Raw genomic sequence first — 24,680 nt, forward strand, 5'->3', positions numbered from 1 at the left:
GCGTGCGGGATTCGTTCAACCTGAAATAAGGAAAACCGATGGAAAACACGCTACACGCGACCAGTCATGCTGACAAATCCATGGCATCAAGCACGATCCGCCCGACCTTCCAAAATTGCATTGTCCCCGTGGCACCTACGTGTTTTCTGCTGCAAGCTGGCGCGGGCATCGGCATCGCGGCGCTGACCGCCCGCATCCATGAGATTGCCAAGACCTATCACGCCTACGGCGCCGCCAATCTGACCTTCATCGTCAGCGATGCGCAGGCACTGGAGCGTGACGGCTTTTTCGCGCCAGCCAAGCAACGCGCCCTGGTCGGCAAACTGCCCATCAAGGTGAACTACCTTTTCGCCACTGAAACGGGTTCCCGGCACTGCTGCGGCACATCGCACACGCTCCCGTACTGGGCAGAACATTTTCTCAAGCCAGGGGCACGCTGATGCAGCGCCTGGCCAAGACCTGCGGCATCTGGCTGCTGTCGCTCCTGATCGTCATTACCCCTGACGTGCTGCGGGCCATCGGCACCATCAAGGACTGAACCATGCCGGCGTCCCTTATCGACAATCACCTGTCCTTCCAGCCTGCCGCCGAGATTCTGGCCGCGCGCGACAAGGACATGCCGACGCCACCGGGCGCCGGGCATGCGCTGGCCGCCATCGCCGAAGCCAAGGCCCAGTTGCGCAGCATCAAGCCGCGCAACCTGGCGCCCTTCATGGCCCAGGCCTGGGGATTGTCACCGCGTGGCGCGCGCCGTTCCGTGCTGATCGCCGCCGACATGGACGCCGACCGCTGGGAATCGCCGATTCACTCATTTACAGAGGAGGAGCGCATCGCGCTGCGCGCCGCCACCTCTGCCGCTATCCGTGTGTACGAAAGACTGTTGAATGCAATCTAAACAAATCCTGCTGCCTGCCCCGCAACGTCACGAAGCCTTCTTGCGCTCCGCGCAGTTTGCGCCCGAGCTGGCCCGCATCCCGTACAAGTGGCGCAACCGCATCATCACGGCCGCCCTGGCCAAAATGGCCTGGTCGTCCTGGTACAAAATTTACGAGTCCATCGCCATCGGCTTTGTACGCGAGTTCGCCGAGCAGTACGTGCCGGCCGGCGTCGACCTATCGCAAAGCGACGCCGACATCGTGGCCACGGCCGAACGTGCGGCCGCCGGCGTCACCAAAATGCTGTGGATGGCCATATCTGAAACGCACGCCTTGCAGATCATGGAAGACGAATGCGCCTCGTATGGCATCGAGCTGCCAGAGTTCGACACGCTGACCGACACCATCGCCCGCCTGGTGGACGCCCGCTGGTGGCGCCGCCAACTGCGCAAGCGCGTCAAGCGCGCCTTCGAGGCGGGCAATATCCGCCTGGGCTATGTGAACTATCGCGGCGAACCCTACGCCAGCAACGACGCCGTGCTGTCGCGCCTGGCTCAAAACCGCCGCAACGCGGCAGCGCTGGCCGCCACCCTGGTGCAAAACGAGAACGGCCAGCAATTCAGCATCGCCGAACTGGCCGAGAAAACCACCGCCAACAAGGCCATCCGGCGCGGCGAGCTGATGTTGCGCATCAACGGCTTTGAACAGATCGCCCGCGAGTGCGGCGACCAAGGCATTTTCATCACCTGGACCTGCCCATCGCGCTTCCACGCCATGCAGCACAGCGGCAAGCCGAACGACAAGTTCGACGGCTCGACGCCACGCGAAGCAAATGCCTACCTGGGCAAGATGACATCGCTGTGCCGCTCCGCGCTGGCGCGCCGTGGCATCGGCCTGTACGGCTTTCGCATCGCCGAACCACATCACGACGGCTGCCCGCATTGGCATCTGCTGCTATTCGTGCGCCCCACCGCGAAATACAAGACGGCCTACCTGCAGGACGTGGCAGGCCGTGCCATCCGCATCATGAAGCGCTACGCCTGGCGCGTGGACCGTGGCGAACCGGGCGCCTTTGCGCGCCGCCTGGACGTGAAACGCATCGACTGGGCCAAGGGCAGCGCTGCCGGCTACATCGCCAAGTACGTGGCCAAGAACATTGACGGCGTGGCCGACCACAGGACGAAAGAAGGCTATGTCGTCACGGCCGACACCGAAGGCGATGTCGAGCTGACGCCATCGGCGCGCGTCGAGTCCTGGGCGGCGTGCTGGGGCATCCGTCAATTCCAGCAATGGGGCGGCGCACCCGTTACCGTATGGCGCGAACTGCGCCGCATCGAGGAAAGCATGCTCAACGAAGCCCCGGCCGCCATGCGCCGCGCCTGGGACGCCGTGCAAAAGATCGACGGCGAAAAGCGCGCTTGCTGGGCGGAATACCTGCGCGCCCAGGGCGGCGCCCTGGTGCCGCGCAAGGAATTGGTCGTCACCCTGGCCAAGGACGAAAAGACCGTCATCGGCCGCTACGGTGAAACGCTGCGCACCACGCCCTACGGCGTGCGCTGCAGCGACCTGATCGGCGTGGTCTTCAAGTCCGTGCGCCATACGTGGACGCCAGTACAGGCCACAGGCGCTCGCGCGGTGGCTGTTGGGGTTGCCGTTCCTCGGACTCGTGTAAATAACTGTACGCACCCCGACCGCCCTGCCCCGGCCCCGCCGCCAGCGGCCCCCATACCGAACCTATCGGACGAGGCAAAAACAGCCTTGATTGCCGCCTGGGCGGCCGTCAACGCCTGCCCATACCCCCGGCTGATCGTCACAGACAACCCACCCCAAGAAGGAAATGGCACATGAGCACCTATGCCGTGATCGTTCGCACGCAAACCGAACGCTTTGAATTTTTTGAGGTTGCCGCATCCAGCGGCGACGTGATCGACGCCGCCATCGACCGCTACGGCGTGTGCGGCGTTACCGCCAAACTGAAAGGAGCACCGCAATGCTGAACACCCTGACCGATTCACCGCGGCAAGTCGCCCTGGGCGACCGCGTGACATTCGATACCGACGAAGGCTACCAGGCCGGCACCGTCAACGACATGCGCCGCGACGTGGGCAATGGCGAGCTGCATGCCTGGGTGGAGCTGGATCACCAGTGGGCGGGCATGTTTCGGGCCGTGCCGCTGGGCGCCATCGAGGCGGTCAAGAAAGCAGCCGCGCCTGTCGGGTGCCCAGCATGACAACGGCCTGCTCATTGCCCACCGTGGCGGCCTTGTTCGTGCGCGCCAATTCGATCTACAAGACCATGCCGGCGGTTGACGCCTGGGATGCGGAGCGCGACGCCCGCACCTGGCCAGGCGGCGTGCCCGTGGTGGCCCATCCGCCGTGCCGCTCCTGGGGTATGCTGCGCCATCTGGCCAAGCCGCGCCCGGACGAAAAGGAACTGGCGGTGTGGGCCGTCGCCCAGGTGCGCAAGTTCGGCGGCGTGCTTGAGCACCCGAAGCGCTCGACCCTCTGGCCACACTGCGGCTTGCCAGCGATCGGCGAGCGGGACAAATTTGGCGGCTGGACGCTGCCTATTTTCCAAAGCTCGTTTGGCCACCGCGCCGAAAAAGCCACCTTGCTGTACATCGTCGGCTGTGCGCCAGCTCAAATACCGGCCATGCCCATCGTCCTGGGCGAAGCCTCGCATGTGATCGCCCCATCCGGTCGCAACCGCGCTGGCGAACGGCGCCGGAAAGGCGATCCGGGCTGGCGGCCGGAATGCGGCAAGGCAGAACGCGAACACACGTCACCCGAGCTGGCGCATTGGCTGGTGGCATTGGCTCAACGCTGCGCGGTACAAGCATAAGGAAACCCAGATGAGCACGTTCTTGTCCATGGACGAAATCTGCGCCCTAACTGGCCGCAAGATGAAAACGAAACAAATTGAGGCACTGCGGAAGATGGGCCTCCCCTTCTGGGTCAATGCCATCGGGCGGCCGATTGTCGCGGTTGCTGCAATAGAGGGGCGCAAGGAAGCGCCACGGGAAAAAACATGGGTAATGCCAAGGATCAATAAAAATGGGCCGACGAAACACACGTAATTTGAACATGCCGCCGTGTATGCACCCGCGCACGCAGCGCAGCGGCAAGGTGTACTACTACATGTACACCAAGGACAAGCCGCGTAAGGAAATTCCACTTGGACCCGACTTCATCCTGGCACTTAGGAAGTATGCCGAGCTAAACATCGTGGTTGAGCCGACCGCCGGCGCGACGTTTTCCGATGTGCACAAGCGCTACCTGGTCGAGGCCGTGCCAAAGCTGGCCGTCAGCTCCGCCCGCATGTATCGATCAGACATCAAGCATCTGCTGGCCGCCTTTCATGAGGCGCCACTGGATCAAATCAAGCCGATGCACATTCGGCAGTTTCTTGATGACCATGCGGACAAGCCGACCACAGCGAACCGATGCAAACGCGTATTCTCCACCATGTGGAACCATGCACGGGGCTGGGGCTATACAGACCTGCCAAACCCATGCGAGGGCATCCAGGGCCATTCTTTGGCAAGGCGAACCGTCTACATTACCGACGAGGTGTTTGCTGCAGTGCGCAAGCACGCAAGTGCGCCTCTACTAGATGCGATGGACTTGGCCTACCTGACAGGCCAGCGCCCTGCCGATGCATTGCGCATGACAGTGCGGGACATCGTTGACGGCTACTTGATTGTCACGCAGCAAAAGACCAAACAGCCACTGCGCATCACGATTACAGGCGAGCTGGCTAAGTTGATGGAACGCATCCGGGTGCGCAAAGCTACGCACACGGTTGTGACAGGTGCGTTGCTGACCAATATGCATGGCAAACGCCTGACCGCGCCAGCGCTGCGCAGCCAGTTCGACACCGCAAAAAAACAGGCGGCAGAACACGCACCCTTGCTAGCAAAGGAGATCATGGAATTCTGGTTCTACGACCTGCGCGCGAAGGCGGCAGACGATACTTCGGATGATCGCGGCGACCAGGCGGCAAGCGATCTCTTGGGCCACGACAGTGTGAAAACGACCCAGCGGCACTACCTACGACGAGGCAAGATTGTAGCCCCTACTAAGTAATTTATGATGGATGTTCTTATGAGGTGACAATCGACCATCACATGATCGTTATCAAGTGAAAGTAATGAAGAAACATAGTTGCTTAGACAACCCCATTGACTGTCACTAACCTGTGTTGGACTGGCTACTATGCTGGTAGTTTTGAGCGTTATCGAAGACACTTTCAACGATCTCTATGCTGCAACATGAAGGGCAAATCTCGCGTACTCCGTGCCCCGACTTAGCTGAGCTTTTCCATCCACAGTCCTCAACACTAGAGGATTACGCAAAAAAAACCCCAGCTCTGCTGGGGTCTTGCGGCATTTGTAAAATTTATATTTTGGTAATTACTTTGGCTACCATGATGTTCCTCCTGAAAGTTCAGTTACACACTCATACTACATAAAAAAACAACCTCGTAGGTAATTTTTTTTGTGCTGTATGATAGACGTCTAACTTAGTGCACAATCCTATCACACTATACTTTTTACTGCAGGGAGTGCCTCCGGAGCGCCCTCCAAAAGCAAGGTAGACTCTCGTTTTGGATGCCAGAACACAACAATTCCTTGACCTGGCACAATGGCATGCTCCATCCTCCACCGCTTAATTTCAGGATTGATGGGGTCGAACTGAGGAACCTCAGATTCTGGATGCAACGACATTGCAAAAATTGCCAACCCTGGGTCATGGCAAACAGTCTCCATCGTAAAGGAGTCCATCTGAACAGTCGTGCAGATTACCTCAGAAAAGTTGCGAGGACCAACTTTATTATATTGAATTTCGACATGAACTGGCTTGTCTTTCGGCACCTTGCCACGTACGATCAGTCGACAGTATGCGCCTTCCTCGCTGCGGATCATTGACTCGCTGAGCAAATCGCTTGCAATTTGTTTTCCATCAATAGATGCGGATATGAACTTGCAGTAGTCCTCATATCCCGGCGTGATATCAATAATAGTAGATATGATCGCCTCATCCTCCAGATCGTTACCTGTAAGATTGATAACTTTATAAGAATTCGCAAATTGTAGATTTACAAAATTCTCAGGGTTAGGCTGCTCCATCGGGCGTATCGTTAACGAAGACGTGTATCCCTTCCGCATAATATCTCGCCGCAATATATGAGTATCAATGAACTTAAAAACATCTGGCTCAATATAGCGTTCATACACGGTTTGGAAAACATTTTTCAAAAGCTTAGTGCTAGTCTCATTGTATTTTTTATCGAGATCAGCCAACAATGTGACCGTCTGTGCTTCACGCTTTTTCTCCAGCTCGCTTCCAAGCGTTGCCAGCTGAGTACTATGCTCAGTACGAAGATCTCGAAGTAGTTCGGCCAATCGTTCCTGATGCTTTTCATCGATCAATTTAACAAGCGATACCTCTTGGTCGGCATGTCTCCGTCGATTGATCCACTCCACAGAAAGGTTTAGCATGAATGCCACTAATGCAGCAAACCCTGCCTCCTTCGCAACGATACTCAAAAATACTAAATCAGAGTCTGCCGCATGCTCCCAACGGTGATGTAAACAAAGCAGTGGGAGTGCCAAGACTAGGGTGACTACCTGCACAAACCAAAACCTCTCATGCATGCGTTTAGTTGTACTATGATGCTTGTTGCTCATGAATTTTCCAAAAGAGATATATTTTATTACGGAATAATAGTGTATTGATTAAGAAACGGGAAGCTTAGCCACTTTTATAGCATATCAGAAAAACTATACAGTCAATTAATTTTCGTCTCTAATTTTTAAAAGATCGATACCATTGATGATAAACAATCATTACTTAATCCTATGTATTTTTCCCGCATTCACTTCTTGAAAATTTTCTTACTCTAGGGAGTTGCTGTTCAATTCGTTTTCTTAACGAGTGGGCGCGCCAAATGATAGACCGGTGAGCCGCCGCGCTACCTTCTTCTTGGCAGCGTATTCGAGGTAGGAAAAGCTCTTTTGCATGGTCGCTGCCAGACAGTGGATATACCGTTATTGTCTCAGGTCGGATCGTCACAGGCAGCAACGTCCGACGAAGTAATCAGTGCTTCCCTAGAAGATACTGACGCGGCGGCGCAAGGTAGTCCGTAGGCGCACCTGCTGATGGCATACATTGAGAGTTGTTAGATCAAAACCTAACTTAGTTCACACTTAACGCAATTTTGTGGAGCGGCTTAGCTTTGTGGATCGGCGAAAACAGGTTTTTCGCCGTTTTTGACTGGAGCGGGTGAAGGGAATCGAACCCTCGTCGTAAGCTTGGGAAGCTTCTGCTCTACCATTGAGCTACACCCGCGAAGCCTGCATTTTACGCCGAATGGAATGCGGCAAGCAAATCTTCGCGGTGGCGAGGCTTACTTCAGGCTGCCGAAGACCTTCCCGATGATCTTGCTGCCATATTCGAGCGGATTGCTGCGGATGGCTTTTTCCTCTTCGCCGATCATCAGGTACAGGCCGTCAAGCGCACGGTCCGTGACGTAGCCTTCCACCGTCGATTGCTGCTGCGGCACGAGTCCCGTCTTGCCGATCTGGCTCATGGTGCTGTTGTATTTGCTGGCCAGGCCGGAGCGGTCGGTGACGGATTTCACGATGGGCAGGAATTTGACGGCCAGGGGCGCCGATGTTTTCTGGCGGAAGAAGTCCGTCACCGACGTGTCGCCACCGGACAGGATATTTTTCGCATCGCTCACGCTCATCGACTTGACCGCGTCGAGCAGCAAGGGCTTGGCCATGGGTACGGCCGACTCCGCGGCACGGTTCATCGACACGACCAGATCATCCAGCTGCTGGCCGCGGCCCGTCATTTTCAGCAAGGGCTTGGCTTGCTCCAGGATGCCGGGCAGCTTGATCTTGACCTTGTCATTGTTCAGGAAGCCATTCTCGACACCGAGCTTCGATACGGCGGCAGCGGAACCGGCTTCCAGCGCCGCTTTCAAGCCATTGCTGGCATCCTGGTTGCTGAGGGCATCGAGGGGACCGGCGGCGGCGGCGCCGGCGCCGGACGACAAGAGCGCGAACGCGCACAGCATGGCGGCCGGACGGCCAGGGAAAGGGTTCAGGCGCATGGTTTTCCTTTTCTAAAACATAGACAGACCACCTTCTTCCGGAACCTTAGCACATCAAAACTGCAAATACCGCAGCAATTTGTTGCGTCAGGAGGAAACAAGGGGCGCCACAGATGGCGAAGGGAAAGGACTATACAGCACCTGCTGTTGTATCCGCGCACGCCAACGCGGGTAGCGCAGCTTAGGCTGCTATCGCCGCCAGCTGTTCACGCACCCGCGCCAGATCCGTCTCGCGCATGCGCGCCACAGTCTGGCGCAAGGATTTCTCCGCGCCGGCCACGCCGGCCGCCACCGCCATCGACAGCCAGATATACGCCTGCTGCAAATCGAGCGGGCTGCCCTGGCCGCTGGCCGCCATCAGGCCGAGGTTGAACTGGGCCCGCGCATGGCCCTGGCGCGCAGCCAGCGCATACCAGTCCCAGGCCGCGGCATAGTCCTGCGGCACGTCCTGGCCATTGTCATGGCGCAGGCCCAGAGCGAACTGGGCCAGGCTGTGGCCTTGCGCGGCGGCGCGGCAATAACAGGCGCAGGCCTGCTGGCTGTCGGGCGCCGGGCCATCGTCGCGGTCGTGCAGCACGCCCTGCATGTATTGCGCGGGCGCGTAATCGTGCTCGGCGGCGCGGCGGTACCACTCCAGCGCCAGCGACAAGTCCGGCGGCACGCCCTGGCCATGTTCATAACGCAGGCCCAGGTCGAACTGCGCCCGCACATGCCCCTGGTCGGCCGCCTTGCGGTACCAGAAGATGGCTTCCTGCGCATCGGCGGGCATGCCCTGTCCATGCTCGTACAGCAGCCCCAGCTGATACTGGGCGGCTGGGAAGCCCTGCTCTGCCGCCTGGCGGTAGAACGCTTGCGCCTGCGCGTAATCGTGGGCGCCATGTTCATGGTGCAGGCCCAAGTTGTGCTGGGCCGCCGCATGGCCCAGTCCCGCCGCCTTGACATACCATTCCAGCGCCGCCTGTTTATCGCAGGGCACGCCCTGGCCATTGTCGTAGATCAGGCCCAGGTTGAACTGCGAACTGGCGTGGCCCTGCTCGGCCGCGCGCCGGTACCAGGCGATCGCCTGCCGGCTGTCCTGCGGCAGCACGTCGCCATTTTCATAGCGCAGCGCCAGGTTGAACTGGGCCGGCGCATAGCCTTGCTCGGCCGCCTTGCGCATCCAGGCCGTCGCCTGCTGGCGGTCCTGGCGCACGCCCTGGCCATTGTCGTAGCGCAAGCCCAGGTTGAACTGCGCGCGCGCATAGCCCTGTTCGGCTGCCTTGCGGTACCAGGCGATCGCCTGCACGAAGTCCTGCGGCACGCCCTTGCCATTGTCGTACATCATGCCCAGATTATTCTGCGCGCCCGCGTCGCCCTGTTCCGCCGCGCGGCTGAACCACAGCATGGCTAGTCCGCTATCCTGCGCGAGCCCCTGGCCCTTGGCGTACAGCCAGCCCAGGTTGTACTGCGCCGCCGCGTAGCCCTGCTCGGCCGCCTGCTGGTACCAGTGCGCCGCTTGCGCAAAATCCTGCGGCACGCCCTGGCCCTTCTGGCACATCACGCCCAGGTTGTATTGCGCGTGTTCGAGTCCCTGCGCGGCAGCCAAGCCGTACCAGTGCAGCGCCTGCGCATAGCTTTGTTCGATACCCTGGCCATTGAAGTACATGAAACCCAGGCTGTGCTGGGCGTTCGCATTGCCCTTCTCGGCCAGACCTTTCAGGCGCAGGTAATCGGCCGTGTAATGAGCAGCCGTGGAATGAGCGGCCGTGGAGCGGGGAGCGGCAAGCGGCACGGTCAAGCCTCGATGGTCAGCGTCCGGGACGGCGCGGGGGCCGCATCGGCGATCAAACGGTTCTGCTCCTCCAGCACGGCGATGAAGCTGCCCAGCGAAATGGGCCGGTGGTACAGATAACCCTGCATCGTGGTGCAACCCTTGTCCTGCAGGTAGCGCGCCTGCCCTTCCGTCTCCACGCCCTCGGCGATCAGGTGCAGGCCCAGGCCGCGCGCGATCGAGATGATGGCCAGGATGACAGGGTAATGCCCGTGCTCGTCGTGGATTTCCTTCACAAACGACTGGTCGATCTTGATCGTGTGGATGGGGAAGCGGTGCAGGTACGACAGCGAGGAATAGCCGGTGCCGAAATCGTCGATGGCCACCGACACGCCCAGCTGGCACAGCGTATTCAACTGCTCGATCGCATACTGCGGATTGCGGATGCAGATGTTTTCCGTGATCTCCACTTCGATCTTTTCCGGCGCGATGCCGTAGCGCGTCAGCGCGCCGCGCATCTTCTCGAAAAAGTCGCCCCGGTCCAGGTATTGCGGCGACAAATTGAGCGACAGGCGCACGGCTTCGCCGCCAGCCGCATCCCATTGCAGCAGGTCGCGGCACAGCGCGCCCAGCATCCAGTCCGAGATCGGCAGCATCAAGCCGTTTTCCTCGGCAAACGGCAAAAATTCGCCGGCCGTCAGCAAGCCCCGCTGCGGGTGGTTCCAGCGCATCAGGCCTTCGGCGCCAACGATGCGGCCCGTCATCACGTCCACCTGCGGCTGGTAATACATCTCCAACTGGTTCAGCTCCAGCGCCTTGCGCAAGCTTTGCTCGAGCGCGATCTTCTGGTGCGACACGTCGAGCATGGACTCGTGATAAAAACTGTGGCCGTTCTTGCCCAGCGCCTTGACCTGGTACATGGCGATGTCGGCGTGGCGCAGCAGCTCGTCGATGGTCTCGCCGTCGCCCGGATAGATGGCGATGCCGATCGAGGCCGAGATATGCACCTGATTGCCATCGAGGTCGAAGGGCTGGTGCAGGCATTCGAGGAATTTGTCGGCGATCAGGCGCGCATCCTGGCGGTCGCGCAGTTCCGGCAGCACGATGGTAAATTCATCGCCGCCCTGGCGCGCCAGGGTATCGCCGCGGCGCAGACAATCCTTCAGGCGCAGCGCCACCTGCTGCAGCAATTCGTCGCCCTTCACGTGGCCCAGGGTATCGTTGACCAGTTTGAAGCGATCGAGGTCGATGAACATCACGGCCAGCTCCGTCAGCTTGCGCCGCGCCTGGATCACGGCCAGCCCCAGGCGGTCCTTGAACAGCATGCGGTTCGGCAGGTCCGTCAGGATGTCGTGGTAGGCCTGGTAGGAGATGACTTCCTCGGCGCGTTTGCGGTCGGTGATGTCGCGCGCCACGCCGTAGGTGCCAAAATATTCCTGCTTTTTCGCTTCCTGATCGTGGCTGTGCATGCCGATCGAATTGAGCGGAATCGTCATCAAGGTGTTGTTGAAGGTGCGGTCGCTGCCGCTGCCGCTATGGCACTTCAGACGCAGCTCCACATTGCGCGAGGCGCGCTCGTCGAGGCGGCGCTCATTGAAGGCATAGCGCGCCCGCTCCTGGTCTTCATCGTGCACGAGGATGGAGTAATGGCTGCCGATCAGCTCTTCGCGGCTAAAGCCCAGCAACTGGTGCACCCTGTCGTTGATGAAGGTGATGCGGCCTTCGTGGTTCAGGGTATAGATGATGTCGGGCGAGCTGTCGACCAGGTAGCGGTACATCTTTTCCGAGTTTTCCAGCTGCAGCGCGATGCGCTCGTTTTCCAGCGCCAGCTTGCGCTTTTGCAGCGCGTTCTCCACCGTCTTGAGCAGCTCCTCGCGGCTGTAGGGCTTGCGCAGATAATCGTAGGCGCCGCGCTTCAGGGCGCCGATGGCCGCCTCGATGCCGACGTCCCCGCTCATGACGATCACGTCGCCCTCGATGCCGCGCCGGTTGATGTGGTCCATGATTTCATGGCCGCTCATGTCGGGCAGGCGCAGATCGAGCAGGATCAGGTCGAAGCGCAGTTTCGACAACTGCGCCAGCGCCTCGCTGCCGCAGGTGGCCGTGTACAGCTGGTAGCCGCGGTCTTTCAGCAATTCGTGGAGGGAGGCGAGCAGGCGGGGCTCGTCGTCGACCAGCAGGATGCGCGGGCTGTTTTCCAGGTCAAATGGAATGGCGGAGGAGTTCATGGGCGTTACGAGGACAAGGCGGTATTGCCGGGCGCGGGCAACGCGGCCGCGGCGCTCGCCGGCATGGGGATGGGCAGTAAAATTTCAAACGAGGTGCCGGACTTGCTGCTGCGGCAGCCGATCACGCCATGCAGGCGCGTGACCAGGTCGTGCACGATGGACAAGCCCAGGCCGTGATGCGCGCCGTCCTTGCTGCTGCGCACAGGCGAGAACAGATTGGCCAGCACTTCCGGCGCCAGACCGGCGCCATTGTCGCTGACGCACAGTTCCAGGTACAGGCGGCGGTCGCGGTTGACGTGGCCACGGTTCGCCACTTCGATGCGTCCGCCATCGGGCAAGGCTTCGACGGCGTTTTTCAGCAGGTTGAGCAGGATTTGCTTGAGCATGTCGGCATCGGCCTCCACCTCGCATGGCGCGTCCTGCATGCGCGTGACCACCTCGATCTTCGGCGGCAGGAAGTCGGTGGCGCGGAACAGGCGCAGCACGTCGTCGACGACGCGCGCGCAATCGGTCACGCCACTGGCCGCTGCCGGCTGCAGATCGGCCAGGCCGCCGATCAGCTGGCCGACCCTGTCGATTTCCTCATTGAGGATCGCCATTTCGCCCGACACCGGCTCCTGCTTCTCCAGCTTGTGATCGAGCACGCTCAAATAGTTCTTGATGATGGACAGCGGGTTGTTCACTTCATGCACGACGCGGCGCGACGCGGCGCGGTATTCCTCGGCCACGTGATCGAGCTGGCGCCGCGCCAGGCCGCGCGCGCTGATGGCCGTTTCCAGCGCCGTGGCGGCCTGGTTGGCATACGCGCGCAAAAAACCTTCGCGCTTCTGGCAAGCAGGAATCTGCCACGCCGCCACGCCGCCAATCAGCACGCCCAGGCTGCGCTGGCCCGCCACGAGCGGCACGCAGACCAGGCTGTCGGTACCGAGTATGCGGAACAGCTGCTCCTCGACGATGCCCAGCGCCGGCATGTCGCGTTTCAGGAACGCCAGCTTGCACTCGATCGCCGATGCGGCCAGGAGTCCCCCCTTGGCCAGCGGGATCGAGAAGCCGGCCAGGCGCTGCTGATGCTCGCCCGCCGCCACGCCGACGAGCGCATGGCCGGTCGGGTTTTGCAGCAGGATGACGGCGGTGTCGAAATCGAACAGGATGCGCGCCGAGCGCGTGATGGCTTCGAGCAGGCTGCTCTCGCCCTGCTGCCGGGCGAAGGTCTGCCCCACTTCGGACACCAGCACCATATTGCGCACTTCGTCGGACAGGCGCCGCTGCACCGGATCGACGGCTGGCGGCGCATACGCGGGCGGCGTGGCGATCTCGTCCGCGCCGGCAAGGTCGATGCCCAGGTGCTGCGCGGCCTGTTCCACCTGGCGCGCGACGCTGCCGGCCAGGTCGTGCAATGCCTCGACGTCCAGCGCGCACAGGCTTGCCGCCTGCGTGATGGACTCGGCCTCGTCCGCATCGTCGGCATGGCAGCACAACAGGTGCGCCAGGCGTACGATGCGGATCAGGGGATGGCTCGCTTCCAGGCGCGCCAGCGGTTCATGGTGATACAGCACGCTGTCGGCCAGGAAGGAATCGAGATGCCAGCGCTCGATCAGCCAGGCACCCGCTTCGGCATGCGTGATCTGCAAGGTGCGCTGCTCCACCGCGCACAGGGCGGCATCGTCGCGCGCCGTGAAATTGAACGCGTATTCCTTCGGCGCCGTGGCCAGCAAGGCCAGTCGGCCCACGTTGTGCAGCAATCCCGCCAGATAGGCTTCCTCGACGTGCGGATAGGCCATGGCCTTGGCCAGCGCGCGCGCCATGACGGCGGCCGACAGCGAACTTTTCCAGAAAGCGCGCAAATCCGTGCTGCCGGAATGGGGAAAGCTGTTAAAGGTCTGGAACACGGATTCGCTGATGACCAGGGTCTTGATCATGTCCGTACCGAGCGAGACGAGCGATTGCTCCAGGCTGACGACCTTGCTCTGGCGATGGTAGGCCGAGCTGTTGGCCACGCCGAGTATCTTGCTGGTCATGCCCGCATCCTTGGCGATCAGGGCGGCCAGCTCCGGCATGCCGGCATCGTCGGCCTGCAGGTGGGCGATCAGCTTGAGGAGGATCTGCGGCATGGCCGGCAGGCGGGCAATCAGCAGGCGATTGCGTATATCTTGATCAGATTGATGCATCGTATCAGGCATTGCCGGTTCGAAAAGGAAGAGCGCTCAGCAGCGAAGCGCGGCCACGTTCAGAGGAATCCTCCACTCCTGTAACCAAAAAATCTATTGCCTGAGAGGATGCCGGGAAAGCAGCCATCTTATCATAAGCGCCGGATATTACTTGCAATATAGAAAATTAAGTTGAAATAAATCCAGCGTTCTACAGTGGAAACTTATGCCTTGAAGGAACCCAGCAAACGGTGGCGGAAGCGCCGCGATATCAGCCACAGGGCCAGCGCCAGGCCTGTAAACGCCAGCTGGCCCGACGCCAGCCACAGCACGGAGCCGGACAGCAGCGGCGAGATCACGCCGGCCACCACGGCGCCCAGCAAGGTGCTCGCAAACGACTGGCACGAGGCCACCGTGCCGCGGATATGCGGGAACAGGTCGAGCGCCAGCAGGGTCGCGCCCGGCCCCACCAGCGACATGCCGAAGGTGTAGAAGAACAGCGGCAGCACCGACCAGGGCAACGATGGCGGCAGGAACAAGTGATACACGACATTGACACTGGCGGCGCACAGCAGGAAGGCAAAGCCGATGCCGATCTGGCGCGCGAACGTGACCTTGCCGGCGATGCGGTTGGCCGCTGCGGCGCCCATGAAGATGCCGCTCACGCAGGGAATGAACAGCCAGGCGAATTGCGATGGTCCCAGGCCCAGCTGCTTGGGCAGCATTTCCGGCGCGGCTGTGATGAACAGGAACAGGCCCGCGAAATTGAGCGCGACGATGCCGGCCTTGATGTGGAACAGGGGCGAGCGCAGGATCTGGCCATAGCTCGACGCGAGAAAACGGGGATTGAACGGCTGGCGTTTGGCCAACGGCAGGGTTTCGGGCAGGCGCCAGTAGCAGAACGCCAGCAGCACCACCGTGTAAAAGGCGAGGAACAGGAAGATCGAGCGCCAGTCGAACCAGATGACGATCCAGCCGCCGAGAATCGGCGCCACGGCCGGCGCGATGGAAAAGATCATCGTCACCAGCGACAGCAGCCGCGCCGCCGCCGCATCGGCATACAGGTCGCGGATGATGGCGCGGCTGATCACCACGCCGGCGCCGGCCGACACGCCCTGCATGATGCGGAAGAACCACAGATAGTGCACCGTGTGCGCCGAAGCGCAACCGAGCGAGCCGATGGCAAACATCAGCAGCGACACGAGAATGACGTTGCGCCGGCCGAAAGTATCCGAAATCGCGCCATGCCATAGCACCATGCCGGCAAAGGCCAGCATGTAGAACGTCAGCGACTGCTGCACTTCCAGCGGCGAGGCCTGCAGCGAACCCTGGATCGCGCCAAACGCGGGCAGATACGTATCGATCGACAAAGGGCCCAGCATCGACAGCCCGGCCAGCATCATCGCCAGCGCACCGCGGCTCAGCGGCGCCATATGGCTCGGCGTGGGAGGCGGAACGGGGGTGACCGGGTCTGGCGGCACATCGGCCGGAGGGGTGGGAAACATGGCGGATCCAAGGTGGCGCGCGGACCTGCATTGGTCCGCGCGCGGGGTTACTGCGGGTGTCTTGCGGTGAACGCTTACTGCTGTGGTTTCGGCTTCGCCTCTTCACGGCGGTTGTAACCTGCGACCATATCAAAGCGGAACAGACGGCATTCCAGCGCGCCGTTGAAGAATGGCGTCTTGCGCGCTTCCTTCAAACGCAGCAGCTTGGGCAAGCCCAGGTCGGCCGTAAACAGGAACACGGTCCAGCCGGCGAAACGCTGCTTCAGGGTCGTGCCCATGGCCGAATAGAAGGACGTCGACAGTTCGTCTTCCGGAATGGTGCTGTCGCCGCGCACGCCGATACGTTCACCGTACGGCGGATTGGTCAGCATGATGCCCGGCACGTCGCTTGGCGGCTTGACTTCCTGCGCTTCGATCTGTTTCAGGGGCACGTCGAAACGCACGCCGGCGCAGCGCAGGTTGTGGCGCGTCATGGCCACCATGTCGCCCGAGATATCGCTGCCGAAAATCGTCGGTTCGGCCGGCAATGGATTGACCTTGATGGCGTTTTTCATGGCATTCCACGGCGCCGGGTCGAAGTCGTGGAAGTTTTCAAACGCAAACTGGCGCGACGCGCCCGGTGGAATCCCCTGCAGCATCTGCGCCGCTTCGGCCAGGATGGTGCCGGAACCGCACATCGGGTCGAACAGCACCATGCCGGGCTTCCAGCCCGACACGCGCAACAGGCCGGCGGCCAGGTTTTCGCGCAGCGGCGCGTCGCCCGTCTCTTCGCGCCAGCCGCGCTTGAACAGGGCTTCGCCCGAGGTGTCGAGGTAGACGGTGAACGTATGCGCATCGAGGAAGCCGACGATGCGCATGTCCGGCGTCTTGGTATTGACCGATGGACGCTCGTTGAACTGGTCGCGGAAACGGTCGCAGATCGCATCCTTGATTTTCAATGTCGTGAATTCCAGGCTGCGCAGCGGCGATTTGACGGCCGTGACGTCGACGCGGATCGTGTGGTGCACGCCGAACCAGTCTTCCCAGGATTGCGCCAGGGTCAGGTCATAAATATCGTTTTCCGTCTTGTAGCCGGAATGGGCCATGCGCATCAGCACGCGCGAAGCGATGCGCGAATGCAGGTTGATGCGGTAGGAGTCCAGCAGGTCGCCCGAGCAATGCACGCCGCCCGGCACCTGGTTGTGGACCTTCATGGTCGCACTATCCTGGGCGATCTCGCCCAGTTCCTCGGCCAGCGCCGCTTCCATGCCGCGCGGGCATGGGCAAAAATATGAAGCCATGGTGTACCTTTTATCCGTTGAAAAACAATTAACTAAAAATCCTGCATATCACGTAGGTCGGCTTAGCCCGCCAGGGCGTAAGCCGACGTGGCCGCTGACTGAGCTTGTCGGATTACGCGCGGGGCGCTAATCCGACCTACATCCTCTATCTATTTTGCGTCCAGCGCGCGCTCGACGAAATCGAGGCGGTCCTGGCCCCAGTAGCCTTCGCCATCGACGATGTACCACGGCGAGCCGAAGACGGATGCGGCGGTGGCCGCTTCCGTATTGGCGTCGTATTCCGCCTGCACGCTGGCCGTTTCCGACGTTTTCAGCAACTGGCGGCCATCGAAACCCGCGTCAACGGCGATCTGCACCAGGGTCTCTTCGTCACCGATGTTGCGCTCTTCGGCCCACAGGCCGCGCATGATGGCGTGCGCCAGGTTCAGCGATGCTTCCACGCCGTGCGCCAGGCGCGTGGCGATGATCAGCTTGGCCGACGCTTCCGGCGACACGGGGAAAAACTTCGGCTGCAGGGTCAATGGCACTTGCAGAAAGGCCGACCAGCGCGCCAGTTCGGCCAGGCGGTAGGCCTGGCGCTGCGGCGCGCGCTTGGCCAGCGGCAGGCCGCCCGAGACGCTGAAGACCTTGCCCAGGTCGAAGGGACGTACGTCGATCTGGGCGCCCGTCTTCGCGGCGATGGCCATCAGGCGCGCGTGGCCCAGATAGGTCCATGGCGAGTGGGGGGCGAAGAAATACTGCACGACTTTGTTCTGGCTTGCACTCATCTCGACTCCCTTAGAAAGGCTTGACCACGACCAGCACGACGACGGCCAGCAGCATCACCACCGGCACCTCGTTAAACCAGCGGAACCAGGTGTGGCTGCGCTTGTTGAGACCTTTTTCAAACTTGCGCAGGATGGAGCCGCAGGCGTGGTGATAGCCGAGCAGCAGCACCACGAACGTCAGCTTGGCATGCATCCAGCCCGGCATCTTCATGCGGCCTTCGCCCCCGCCATACAGCATCCACATCAGGGCCAGCCCCAGCACCATTGCCGGCAGCGCCAGCAGCGACATGAAGCGGTACAGCTTGCGCGCCATCAGCAGCAAACGCTCGGTGGCGACCGTCTCCGTCTCCATCGCCAGGTTCACGAAGATGCGCGGCAAATAAAACAGGCCGGCGAACCAGGACATGACGAAGATGATGTGGAAGGCTTTGGTCCAGAGAAAGAGCATGGGGTTCCCAGTGTCGGAGGTGGAGAGTAACAGAGCGCGGGCCGCCTTGTGGGCCGCCCGCGAGAAGACTACTTGCGGACTTCGCCGTGGCCAAAGACCACGTATTTGAGCGAGGTCAGGCCTTCCAGTCCCACGGGGCCGCGCGCGTGCAGCTTGTCGTTAGAGATGCCGATCTCGGCGCCCAGGCCATATTCGAAACCGTCGGCGAAACGCGTCGACGCGTTCACCATCACCGAGGCGGAATCGACTTCGCGCAGGAAGCGCAGCGCATCGCTGTAGTCTTCCGTGATGATCGATTCCGTGTGCTTCGATGAATACCGGTTGATGTGGTCCATCGCTTCGTCGATGCCGTCGACGACCTTCACCGACAGGATGGCCGCCAGGTATTCGGTGGACCAGTCTTCCTCGGTGGCGGGCACCAGGTGCGGATATGCGGCGGCGGCCAGGATCGCATGGCTTTCCGGATCGGCGCGCAGTTCAACCTGCTTGGTCAGGTACAGTTCGGCCAGTTGCGGCAGCACGGTGGCGGCGATGGCGCGCGACACCAGCAGGGTTTCCATGGTGTTGCAGGTGCCGTAGCGGTGGCACTTCGCATTGAAGCCGATATCGATCGCCTTCCTGATGTCGGCCTTGGCGTCGATGTAGACGTGGCAGATGCCGTCGAGGTGCTTGATCATCGGCACGGTGGCCTCGTTCATCAGGCGCGCGATCAGGCCCTTGCCACCGCGCGGCACGATGACGTCCACGTACTGCGGCATGGTAATCAGGGCGCCGACGGCGGCGCGGTCGGTGGTGTCGATGACTTGCACGGCATCGGCCGGCAGGCCGGCTCCCAGCAAGCCTTCGGCCACCAGCTTGGCCAGCGCGCGGTTGCAGTGTATCGCTTCCGAACCGCCGCGCAAGATCGTCGCATTGCCGCTCTTGATGCACAGGCCGGCCGCATCCACCGTCACGTTCGGACGCGCTTCATAAATGATGCCGATGACGCCCAGCGGCACGCGCATCTGGCCCACCTGGATGCCCGTCGGGCGGAATTTCATGTTCGAGATCTCGCCGATCGGATCGGCCAGCGAGACGATCTGCGTCAAGCCTTCGACCATGGTGGCGATGGCGGCGTCGGACAGGGTCAGGCGATCGAGCATGGCCGGCGCCAGGCCGGCGGCAGCGGCCGCATCGAGGTCGCGCTGGTTGGCCGCGCGCAGCAGGTCCGCATCGCGCACGATGGCGGCCGCGATCAGGCTCAGGGCGCGGTTGCGCGTGGCGCTGTCGGCACGCGCCATGGCGCGCGAAGCGGCGCGCGCGCGCGTGCCCACGTCCTGCATATATTCTGTGATGTCCATGCTCGTATCCATAAAAGTTAACCTCGGGCGATCTTCAGGCCCAGCTGCAGCATGGCGTCCCAGGCGTCGCCCGCGTAGCCCTTGGCGCGCAAACCCTTGATCATCTTGTCCACCTGTGCCGCCTGCTGCAGCGCCGCTTCCAGCACGGGCAGCGAAATGCGCCGCAGGGCCGGTTCCATCATCCGCTCGCGCGGCCCCCAGATGCGGTATTCCTTCAGCAGCGCGCCCAATGGACGCCCTTGCGCCATGCCTGCCTTCAATTTTAACAGCGTGCGGATTTCCTCGGAGACGGCCCACAAGACCAGCGGCAGCGCCTCGCCCTCGCCTTTCAAGCCTTCGAGCATGCGCACCAGGCGTGCCGGATCGCCGGCCAGCATGGCTTCGGACAGCTTGAAGACGTCGTAGCGGGCCACGTTCAGCACCGCGTCCTGCACTTGTTCGTACGTCAGCTTGCCCGCGGCATGCAGCAAGCCCAGTTTCTGGATTTCCTGGTGCGCCGCCAGCAAATTGCCTTCCACCCGCTCGGCGATGAAGTCGATGCTGGCCCGTTCGGCGCTTTGTCCCTGCGCGGCCAGGCGCTGCGATATCCAGGCCGGCAACTGCGCCCGTTCCACGTTCGGAATGTCGATGTACACGGCCGCCTGCTGCAGGCTGGCGACCCAGGCCGCCTTCTGCGTGGCCCAGTCCAGCTTGGGCAAGGTGATCAGGGTGAGATTATCGGGACTGAGGTTTTTGGCGTAGCTTTGCAGCGCCGCGCCGCCATCCTTGCCCGGCTTGCCGGTGGGGATGCGCAGCTCGATCAGTTTTTTATCGCCGAACAGCGACAATTCCTGGTTCGCCGCCAGCAGTTCGCCCCACTTGAAGCTGCGCTCCACCGTCAGCACGTCGCGCTCGGAGTACCCTTGCGCGCGCGCCGCGCGGCGGATCTTGTCGGCCGCTTCCAGCGCCAGCAAGTGTTCGTCGCTGGTGATCACATACAGCTGCGCCAGCGGCTTGGCCACATGCCCATCGAGCGCGTCTATCCGCAATTGCATGGCGTCCCCGTTACTGCTGCGGGGCTGGCGCGACCGGCGTCACGGGCGCCACTGGCGCCACCGACATGGCCGGCAGCACCGGCTTGATGGCGGCCAGGCGGCGCATGATCTGCTGCACCAGATCGTTGCGCATGTCGCGGTACAGCGCCGCTTCCTCGGTTTCCTTGGCCAGCACCTGCCTGTCGTCGAAGGTGATAGGACGCACGAGGCTGATGGTCGTCGGCGCCAGCAACTGGTTGCCGGCCTTGTCCAACACGCGGAAATTGATCGAATAACCGAGCTGGTACTCTTGCACGCGACCGCTCGTGTTCAGGGACAGAATGGTCTTGGTACGATTCCTCTCCGGATCGGTGAGCACCTCGAGGACGGCGTCGGCGCCATCCTTGGTATTGACCACCTCCGTGCTGCCAATGGCGCGAATATAGCGCTTCAGGCCGATCGCCAGCGGCGACGAGTCGGGCAAGCCGATGTACATCGTCGCGAACGGCAGCATGAAACTGCCGTTCGAACCGCGCAAGTGAAAGCCGCAGGCCGACAGCAAAACGGTCAGGCCCAGCGCCAGCACGGCGCGGCGGCCCAACAGCGATACTTGAGAGGAAGTCGTCATGATTACACCACGATGCTGATTAACTTGCCCGGCACGACGATGATCTTCTTCGGCGTGGTCTCGACGTACTTCTGCACACTTTCGCACGCCAGCGCGGCCGCTTCGATGCTGGCCTTGTCCGCATCCTTGGCCACCGTGATCGAGCCGCGCAGCTTGCCGTTCACCTGGATCATCATCTCGATCTCGGACTGCTCCAGCGCTTGCGGGTCAACTTGCGGCCATGCCACGTTCAGCAGGTCGCCGTGCACGCCCGCGTAGCCCAGCTCTTCCCACAAGACGTGGGTGATGTGCGGCGCGACAGGGTTCAGCAGGCGCAGGAAGATGGAGAAGCCTTCGGCGATCAGCGCCTTCGACTGCGCGCTATCGTCCAGCTTGGCCGATTCCAGAGTGTTGAGCATCTTCATGCAGGCCGACACGACGGTGTTGTACTGGATGCGCTTCAAGTCGTAATCGGCTTGCTGCAGCAGCTTGTGCAATTCGCGGCGCAGGTTTTTCTGCGCGTCGCCCGTGGCCGGTGCGGCGCCGCCAGCCAGTGCGGCCTGGATCGTCGCCGACTGCGCGTAGCCGAAGTTCCACACGCGGCGCAGGAAGCGGTTCGCGCCTTCGACGCCGCTGCCCGACCATTCCAACGTCTGTTCCGGCGGCGAGGCGAACATGGTGAACAAACGGGCCGTGTCGGCGCCATATTGTTCGATCTGCGCTTGCGGGTCGATGCCGTTGTTCTTCGACTTCGACATTTTTTCCGTGCCGCCGATTTCCACCGGCTGGCCATCGGCCACCAGGACGGCGCTTTGCGGACGGCCCTTGTCATCGAGCGACAGGCGCACGTCGTCAGGGTTGAACCAGGTGGTCTTGCCCGCCGCATCCTTGCGGAAGTAGGTTTCGTTGAGCACCATGCCCTGCGTCAGCAGGTTGACGAATGGCTCGTCGAACTTGACCAGGCCGAAGTCGCGCATGATCTTGGTCCAGAAACGCGCGTACAGCAAGTGCATGACGGCGTGTTCGATGCCGCCGATGTACTGGTCCATCGGCATCCAGTAATCGTTGCGCGCGTCGACCATGGCGTCGTTCGAGCCTGGCGAGGTATAGCGCATGTAGTACCACGACGAATCGACGAAGGTATCCATGGTGTCCGTCTCGCGGCGCGCCGGCTTGCCGCACTGCGGGCAGTCGCACTGCAAAAAGGCTTCATATTTGTTCAGCGGATTGCCCGTGCCGTCCGGCACGCAGTCTTCCGGCAGCACCACCGGCAGATCCTTTTCCGGCACCGGCACCACGCCGCAGTCGGCGCAATGGATCATCGGGATCGGCGTGCCCCAGTAGCGCTGGCGCGAAATGCCCCAGTCGCGCAGGCGGAACGTGGTTTTCTTTTCGCCCAGGCCCAGTTCGGCCAGGTCGGCGGCCACCGCATCGACGGCGGACGCGAAATGCAGGCCGTCGTATTTGCCGGAGGCGACACAGACGCCATCCTTGCTGCCATACGATTCCTGCCAGGCGTCGGTGGAAAATTCCTGGCCCTTGACTTCGATCACTTGCTTGATCGGCAGATTGTATTTCTTGGCAAAGCCGAAATCGCGTTCGTCGTGCGCCGGCACGCCCATCACGGCGCCATCGCCGTAGGTGATCAGCACGTAGTTGCCGACCCACACTTCCACTTGCGCGCCCGTCAGCGGATGGGTGACGAACAGGCCGGTCGGCATGCCCTTCTTCTCCATCGTTGCCATGTCCGCTTCGATCACGGAACCGAGCTTGCATTCGGCGTTGAAGGCCGCCAGCGCAGGATTGCTTTGCGCGGCGTGGATGGCCAGCGGATGCTCGGCGGCCACGGCGCAGAAGGTCACGCCCATGACGGTGTCAGGACGCGTGGTAAACACATACAGCTTGCCGTCGCCGATCAGGGCGCCTTCGGCATCCTTGATCTGGTGCGGGAAGGCGAAGCGCACGCCCGTCGACTTGCCGATCCAGTTGGTCTGCATGATGCGCACGCGCTCGGGCCAGCCCGGCAGCTTGTCGTCCACATAGGCCAGCAATTCTTCCGCGTAATCGGTGATGCGCGCGTAGTACATGGGGATTTCGCGCTTTTCGATCAGCGCGCCCGAACGCCAGCCGCGGCCATCGACGACTTGTTCGTTGGCCAGCACGGTCTGGTCGATCGGGTCCCAGTTCACGGTACCGGTCTTCTTGTAGATGATGCCTTTTTCCAGCATCTTGAGGAACATCCACTGGTTCCATTTGTAGTATTCGGGCTTGCAGGCGGTCATCTCGCGCGACCAGTCGATGGCCAGGCCCATCGATTCCATCTGCTGCTTCATGTGGGCGATGTTCGAATACGTCCATTGCGCGGGCGGCACGTTGTTGGCCATGGCCGCGTTTTCCGCCGGCATGCCGAACGCGTCCCAGCCCATCGGCATGAGCACGTTGTAGCCGTTCATGCGCAGGTAGCGGTACATCACGTCATTGATCGTATAGTTGCGCACGTGACCCATGTGCAGCTTGCCCGAAGGGTAAGGCAGCATCGAGCAGGCAAAATACTTGCCTTTTGGGAAACGCGGGTCGTGTTCGACGGCTTTATAGGCGTCGATCGCCTTCCAGTGCGATTGGGCGGCTTGTTCGACGTCGGCGGGACTATATTTATCTTGCATGATGATGTGCGACCAGCGTGGCCCGGCCAATAGTGGATATGAACCGAGCATTATACTGGTTGTCGCCGCCCGATAGCGCGGCGCGCTGGCGGCCCGGGCGCGCATATTTTGGCCGGCGCACAATTATGCTGTGTAAGATATACGCAATCTTGTTCTTTGCATCAACGCCGGCCATGATCGTCTACCAGGAATATCCGCCCCTCCCCGCCCTGCGGCCCTGGCTGGACTGCGTCTGGACGTGCCGCGTGCAGACGGGCGCCACGCCCTTCACGCACCAGGTCTTGCCCGACAATTGCATCGACATCCTGTGCCAGGACCAGCAGGACGCCAGCTTTGCCGTCGGCATGATGACGGCGCCGATTGCCGTCGTCAGCCAGGGCCTCGTGCAGACGGTGGCGGCCCGCTTCAAGCCGGGCGCGGCGGCACGCTTCTTCCAGCTGCCCTTGTGCGAACTCAACGATGGCCGCACGGGATTGCAGCAGCTGTGGGGCCGCGATCTGGCGGCACGTCTGGCTGACGCGCTGTGGAGCGAGCCCCTGAGCAATGCGCAACGAGTTTCCATTTTGCAAGATTATCTGCTGCTGCGCCTGCGCGCCGCGCCGCCATGGCGCCAGGCCGGCGCGGCCGAACATGCCATCGCCGCCATCGAGGCGGCATCGGGGCAGGTGCGCGTGGATGGACTGGCACGGCAGCTGGGCGTGTCGCGCCAGCACCTGGCGCTGCAATTTCGCCAGCAAGTGGGCATCAGCCCGAAGCTGTTTGCCCGCATCTGCCGTTTTCGCGCGGCCAGCAAGGGACTGGCAAGCCTGGCGGGACAGCAGGATTGGGCGCAAGTGGCCTTGCAATATGGTTATTTCGACCAGTCGCACCTGATCCACGACTTCCAGGATTTCGCCCGCAGTTCGCCCGAGGCGTGGCTGGCGGGCCGGCGCTTGTAA

At 61.6% G+C, this 24,680-nt stretch carries 22 protein-coding genes and 1 tRNA gene; 9 read left to right on the top strand and 14 right to left on the bottom strand.

Going from position 1 to position 24,680, the window contains the following annotated elements; genetic code table 11:
• The first annotated feature begins 38 nt into the window (after nucleotides 1-38).
• From CLU90_RS16375 to CLU90_RS16405, 8 genes are all read left to right on the top strand, one after another.
• Complete coding sequence (locus tag CLU90_RS16375; protein WP_100428410.1) at nucleotides 39-440, top strand: hypothetical protein; 402 nt, start codon at nucleotides 39-41, stop codon at nucleotides 438-440.
• A gap of 101 nt (nucleotides 441-541) precedes the next feature.
• On the top strand, nucleotides 542-895 hold the full coding sequence (locus CLU90_RS29920) for a hypothetical protein (protein WP_232731226.1): 354 nt from the start codon (nucleotides 542-544) through the stop codon (nucleotides 893-895).
• The gene (locus tag CLU90_RS16385; RefSeq protein ID WP_100428411.1) at nucleotides 885-2,723 is read left to right on the top strand and encodes a replication endonuclease; all 1,839 of its coding nucleotides are present in this window, start codon (nucleotides 885-887) and stop codon (nucleotides 2,721-2,723) included. The genes CLU90_RS29920 and CLU90_RS16385 overlap by 11 nt, the downstream gene beginning before the upstream one ends.
• Entirely contained in the window at nucleotides 2,720-2,872 is a 153-nt protein-coding gene (locus CLU90_RS29705) for a hypothetical protein (RefSeq protein WP_175539401.1), read from the top strand. Before CLU90_RS16385 ends, CLU90_RS29705 begins: the two co-directional genes overlap by 4 nt.
• Nucleotides 2,866-3,105, top strand: coding sequence for a hypothetical protein (locus CLU90_RS16390; protein WP_100428412.1), 240 nt, complete (start codon nucleotides 2,866-2,868; stop codon nucleotides 3,103-3,105). The genes CLU90_RS29705 and CLU90_RS16390 overlap by 7 nt, the downstream gene beginning before the upstream one ends.
• Nucleotides 3,102-3,716 carry a hypothetical protein gene (locus tag CLU90_RS16395; protein WP_198511226.1) on the top strand — a complete coding sequence of 205 codons (615 nt, stop codon included), beginning with the start codon at nucleotides 3,102-3,104 and terminating at the stop codon, nucleotides 3,714-3,716. The genes CLU90_RS16390 and CLU90_RS16395 overlap by 4 nt, the downstream gene beginning before the upstream one ends.
• A 10-nt stretch (nucleotides 3,717-3,726) precedes the next feature.
• On the top strand, nucleotides 3,727-3,951 hold the full coding sequence (locus tag CLU90_RS16400) for a DUF4224 domain-containing protein (protein WP_100428413.1): 225 nt from the start codon (nucleotides 3,727-3,729) through the stop codon (nucleotides 3,949-3,951).
• 61 nt (nucleotides 3,952-4,012) lie between these two features.
• On the top strand, nucleotides 4,013-4,960 hold the full coding sequence (locus CLU90_RS16405; protein WP_232731227.1) for a tyrosine-type recombinase/integrase: 948 nt from the start codon (nucleotides 4,013-4,015) through the stop codon (nucleotides 4,958-4,960).
• A 452-nt stretch (nucleotides 4,961-5,412) separates the two neighbouring features.
• Here the strand turns inward: CLU90_RS16405 and CLU90_RS16410 are convergent, their stop codons facing one another.
• The 14 genes from CLU90_RS16410 to leuS form a co-directional block, all read right to left on the bottom strand.
• Complete coding sequence (locus CLU90_RS16410) at nucleotides 5,413-6,564, bottom strand: hypothetical protein (protein ID WP_100428415.1); 1,152 nt, start codon at nucleotides 6,562-6,564, stop codon at nucleotides 5,413-5,415.
• A gap of 587 nt (nucleotides 6,565-7,151) precedes the next feature.
• A tRNA-Gly gene (locus CLU90_RS16415) sits at nucleotides 7,152-7,225 on the bottom strand.
• A 58-nt stretch (nucleotides 7,226-7,283) separates the two neighbouring features.
• Nucleotides 7,284-7,994 carry a DUF4197 domain-containing protein gene (locus CLU90_RS16420; protein ID WP_100428416.1) on the bottom strand — a complete coding sequence of 237 codons (711 nt, stop codon included), beginning with the start codon at nucleotides 7,992-7,994 and terminating at the stop codon, nucleotides 7,284-7,286.
• 181 nt (nucleotides 7,995-8,175) lie between these two features.
• Nucleotides 8,176-9,765, bottom strand: a complete 1,590-nt coding sequence (locus tag CLU90_RS16425) for an SEL1-like repeat protein (protein WP_100429488.1) — start codon at nucleotides 9,763-9,765, stop codon at nucleotides 8,176-8,178.
• A 2-nt stretch (nucleotides 9,766-9,767) separates the two neighbouring features.
• Nucleotides 9,768-11,972, bottom strand: coding sequence for an EAL domain-containing response regulator (locus tag CLU90_RS16430; protein ID WP_092711941.1), 2,205 nt, complete (start codon nucleotides 11,970-11,972; stop codon nucleotides 9,768-9,770).
• Nucleotides 11,973-11,977: 5 nt separating this feature from the next.
• Complete coding sequence (locus CLU90_RS16435; protein ID WP_232731228.1) at nucleotides 11,978-14,140, bottom strand: HDOD domain-containing protein; 2,163 nt, start codon at nucleotides 14,138-14,140, stop codon at nucleotides 11,978-11,980.
• 203 nt (nucleotides 14,141-14,343) lie between these two features.
• A complete protein-coding gene (locus CLU90_RS16440) occupies nucleotides 14,344-15,624 on the bottom strand; it encodes a multidrug effflux MFS transporter (protein WP_198511227.1) in 1,281 nt (426 codons plus the stop codon).
• Nucleotides 15,625-15,698: 74 nt separating this feature from the next.
• Entirely contained in the window at nucleotides 15,699-16,904 is a 1,206-nt protein-coding gene (locus tag CLU90_RS16445) for a THUMP domain-containing class I SAM-dependent RNA methyltransferase (RefSeq protein ID WP_374106838.1), read from the bottom strand.
• A 149-nt stretch (nucleotides 16,905-17,053) separates the two neighbouring features.
• Nucleotides 17,054-17,671, bottom strand: coding sequence for a 2-hydroxychromene-2-carboxylate isomerase (locus CLU90_RS16450; RefSeq protein WP_034745748.1), 618 nt, complete (start codon nucleotides 17,669-17,671; stop codon nucleotides 17,054-17,056).
• A gap of 10 nt (nucleotides 17,672-17,681) precedes the next feature.
• Nucleotides 17,682-18,119, bottom strand: a complete 438-nt coding sequence (locus CLU90_RS16455; RefSeq protein ID WP_034745744.1) for a CopD family protein — start codon at nucleotides 18,117-18,119, stop codon at nucleotides 17,682-17,684.
• 68 nt (nucleotides 18,120-18,187) lie between these two features.
• On the bottom strand, nucleotides 18,188-19,459 hold the full coding sequence (locus CLU90_RS16460; RefSeq protein ID WP_100428418.1) for a glutamate-5-semialdehyde dehydrogenase: 1,272 nt from the start codon (nucleotides 19,457-19,459) through the stop codon (nucleotides 18,188-18,190).
• A gap of 17 nt (nucleotides 19,460-19,476) precedes the next feature.
• A complete protein-coding gene (holA, locus tag CLU90_RS16465) occupies nucleotides 19,477-20,493 on the bottom strand; it encodes a DNA polymerase III subunit delta (protein ID WP_058048018.1) in 1,017 nt (338 codons plus the stop codon).
• 10 nt (nucleotides 20,494-20,503) lie between these two features.
• Nucleotides 20,504-21,100 (bottom strand): LPS-assembly lipoprotein LptE, encoded by a 597-nt coding sequence (locus tag CLU90_RS16470; protein WP_100428419.1) that lies wholly within the window; start codon nucleotides 21,098-21,100, stop codon nucleotides 20,504-20,506.
• A gap of 2 nt (nucleotides 21,101-21,102) precedes the next feature.
• Entirely contained in the window at nucleotides 21,103-23,742 is a 2,640-nt protein-coding gene (leuS, locus tag CLU90_RS16475; protein WP_100429489.1) for a leucine--tRNA ligase, read from the bottom strand.
• Between the two features lie 149 nt (nucleotides 23,743-23,891).
• Between leuS and CLU90_RS16480 the strand changes: the two genes are divergently transcribed.
• The gene (locus CLU90_RS16480) at nucleotides 23,892-24,680 is read left to right on the top strand and encodes a helix-turn-helix domain-containing protein (protein WP_232731229.1); all 789 of its coding nucleotides are present in this window, start codon (nucleotides 23,892-23,894) and stop codon (nucleotides 24,678-24,680) included.

The sequence above is a fragment of the Janthinobacterium sp. 67 genome (assembly GCF_002797895.1).
Taxonomy (GTDB): domain Bacteria; phylum Pseudomonadota; class Gammaproteobacteria; order Burkholderiales; family Burkholderiaceae_D; genus Janthinobacterium.

What these genes read in the sequence shown, in the direction of transcription:
- CLU90_RS16410 (WP_100428415.1), bottom strand. Translation starts at nt 6,564, where the DNA reads ATGAGCAACAAGCATCATAGTACAACTAAACGCATGCATGAGAGGTTT.
- CLU90_RS16470 (WP_100428419.1), bottom strand. Translation starts at nt 21,100, where the DNA reads ATGACGACTTCCTCTCAAGTATCGCTGTTGGGCCGCCGCGCCGTGCTG.
- CLU90_RS16445 (WP_374106838.1), bottom strand. Translation starts at nt 16,904, where the DNA reads ATGGCTTCATATTTTTGCCCATGCCCGCGCGGCATGGAAGCGGCGCTG.
- CLU90_RS16420 (WP_100428416.1), bottom strand. Translation starts at nt 7,994, where the DNA reads ATGCGCCTGAACCCTTTCCCTGGCCGTCCGGCCGCCATGCTGTGCGCG.
- CLU90_RS16450 (WP_034745748.1), bottom strand. Translation starts at nt 17,671, where the DNA reads ATGAGTGCAAGCCAGAACAAAGTCGTGCAGTATTTCTTCGCCCCCCAC.
- CLU90_RS16440 (WP_198511227.1), bottom strand. Translation starts at nt 15,624, where the DNA reads ATGTTTCCCACCCCTCCGGCCGATGTGCCGCCAGACCCGGTCACCCCC.
- CLU90_RS16435 (WP_232731228.1), bottom strand. Translation starts at nt 14,140, where the DNA reads ATGCATCAATCTGATCAAGATATACGCAATCGCCTGCTGATTGCCCGC.
- CLU90_RS16430 (WP_092711941.1), bottom strand. Translation starts at nt 11,972, where the DNA reads ATGAACTCCTCCGCCATTCCATTTGACCTGGAAAACAGCCCGCGCATC.
- CLU90_RS16395 (WP_198511226.1), top strand. Translation starts at nt 3,102, where the DNA reads ATGACAACGGCCTGCTCATTGCCCACCGTGGCGGCCTTGTTCGTGCGC.
- CLU90_RS16390 (WP_100428412.1), top strand. Translation starts at nt 2,866, where the DNA reads ATGCTGAACACCCTGACCGATTCACCGCGGCAAGTCGCCCTGGGCGAC.
- CLU90_RS16385 (WP_100428411.1), top strand. Translation starts at nt 885, where the DNA reads ATGCAATCTAAACAAATCCTGCTGCCTGCCCCGCAACGTCACGAAGCC.
- CLU90_RS29920 (WP_232731226.1), top strand. Translation starts at nt 542, where the DNA reads ATGCCGGCGTCCCTTATCGACAATCACCTGTCCTTCCAGCCTGCCGCC.
- holA (WP_058048018.1), bottom strand. Translation starts at nt 20,493, where the DNA reads ATGCAATTGCGGATAGACGCGCTCGATGGGCATGTGGCCAAGCCGCTG.
- CLU90_RS29705 (WP_175539401.1), top strand. Translation starts at nt 2,720, where the DNA reads ATGAGCACCTATGCCGTGATCGTTCGCACGCAAACCGAACGCTTTGAA.
- CLU90_RS16400 (WP_100428413.1), top strand. Translation starts at nt 3,727, where the DNA reads ATGAGCACGTTCTTGTCCATGGACGAAATCTGCGCCCTAACTGGCCGC.
- CLU90_RS16455 (WP_034745744.1), bottom strand. Translation starts at nt 18,119, where the DNA reads ATGCTCTTTCTCTGGACCAAAGCCTTCCACATCATCTTCGTCATGTCC.
- CLU90_RS16460 (WP_100428418.1), bottom strand. Translation starts at nt 19,459, where the DNA reads ATGGACATCACAGAATATATGCAGGACGTGGGCACGCGCGCGCGCGCC.
- leuS (WP_100429489.1), bottom strand. Translation starts at nt 23,742, where the DNA reads ATGCAAGATAAATATAGTCCCGCCGACGTCGAACAAGCCGCCCAATCG.
- CLU90_RS16375 (WP_100428410.1), top strand. Translation starts at nt 39, where the DNA reads ATGGAAAACACGCTACACGCGACCAGTCATGCTGACAAATCCATGGCA.
- CLU90_RS16405 (WP_232731227.1), top strand. Translation starts at nt 4,013, where the DNA reads ATGTACACCAAGGACAAGCCGCGTAAGGAAATTCCACTTGGACCCGAC.